This is a genomic window from Nitrospirae bacterium YQR-1 (genome assembly GCA_039908095.1).
GTDB lineage: Bacteria > Nitrospirota > Thermodesulfovibrionia > Thermodesulfovibrionales > Magnetobacteriaceae > Magnetomonas.
On the sequence record JAMOBJ010000075.1, the window covers coordinates 1 to 1,550 of the forward strand.

2 protein-coding genes are annotated in these 1,550 nt (G+C 43.4%); both read right to left on the reverse strand.

Annotation, left to right across the window (positions count from 1 at the left end; translation table 11 throughout):
• Nucleotides 1-59 precede the first annotated feature (59 nt).
• Nucleotides 60-677 (reverse strand): cobalamin-dependent protein, encoded by a 618-nt coding sequence (locus H7844_15925; GenBank protein ID MEO5358766.1) that lies wholly within the window; start codon nucleotides 675-677, stop codon nucleotides 60-62.
• A 233-nt stretch (nucleotides 678-910) separates the two neighbouring features.
• Nucleotides 911-1,550, reverse strand: a 640-nt coding sequence (locus H7844_15930) for a hypothetical protein (GenBank protein ID MEO5358767.1), incomplete at its 5' end; no start/stop codon positions are given.

A 1,550-nucleotide genomic window follows, 5' to 3' on the forward strand; every position in this document is an offset into this window, starting at 1 on the left:
GTGTGCCAATCAAAAGAACTATAGAAGAGTAAAAGGTTTATAATAGGTAATCTATGCCTTTACTCGTTTTTCTCTCCCTGCTCATAACCGCCGACAACAGCACCGTCTTTTTTGTACACAATTCCGCGCACGGCAGTGCCGGGCAGGGTAAATGTGCCACCTGACATGCACTCAGACAAAAACAACGGTAAGGACTTCTCACCCTCCCCAATAGCAATACAATCAACGACGTCCTTTTTCAGCACAATTTCAGGCACCGCCGTTATATGCACACCGCCAAAGATAGTTGGCAGCTCCGGTTTTTTTTGTTTTAACACCCTTGCACATTCAAGCTGAAACTGATAATTTTTGGTAACACACGAAAAGGCAACTATATCTGGATTAGTCTTTAACACGTCATCGGCAACTTTTTCATAAGGAATGCTTGGCAGGGCTCTATAGACGCTGCTGTCCATAGCCTCATAATATACCAGCTCGGCGTCATGCCCTGCCTGCCCGCAAACTCCCATTAAATACGCTACCCCCAGGCTTGGCACATCCGGATAAACAAAGGTTATTTTACACTTTTTTCCCATCACTCTCCCGACACCGGCTAAATCAATATTTACACAGTGCAGCAATTGTAGCAATAACGCTCCGTGAAAATCAAGCACAGGGTTGCCCCCGAAATCCGACATAGAGGTAAGCAAACCGAGTAAAGGAGTTGAAATTAAGAGATTTGCAGAATCAATTCCCTGTCGTGGCGGTCTGTAAGTTTCTCACCGTTTTTAATTATAATATGGGGTGCACACTCCCCTAAAGCCTATATTAAAAAAGCTGCTTCTGTTGATGAGTTAAGAAACATGTTTGGGGTGTAGGTTGCCAAGATTACTCCGAACGGGAAAGAACCCAAACCGACGGTATGCAGCCGCTATCGGTCTTTGACTTTGGTACACATCAGCGGGTGCAGCCGGTGTATGAATATATTGTAGAGCCGTGGAACTTCTTTATTGAGATACCGAAAGAGCATGTTTCTTTCATAGATGTTTCTTTTATCAAAAAACATCCGTATTAAGTGCGGAATAATTACACTTAAAAAGAAGTTGCTGGTTTTAATAAATTTGTATAAGCGGAGTTTCAGAATAAATTTAACCAGCCACCGGGGCATAAACGGGATGTAGTTTAGTAGAAAGGATATGCCGAAGTAGGGTTCGGGGTCTCTCAGGGTTCCTTTTTTGTATCCAAAAACAAGCCCCTCATTAATCCTCTCAATGTCGCTTTCCGATAAAATCCCGCGCTCTACGGCAATGTCAATGATTGCTGTTTTAGGATAGTATTGCAGCCAAAATGTAGCTACCACAAGGGGCCTGAACTGATTGTAAAACTCTACGGCATCCTCCTGATACTGCATTGTATCATCGGGTATTCCCATGATGTGGTCAACCTGAACCAGTATGCCCGCCTCCGTTAAGGTTTTAATAGCATCGGCTATCACCTTTTCTATGCCTTTTTCCATTCCTTGCCTGTACCTGACATCACGTTCTATATCATATACCAATGCCATTTCGTTT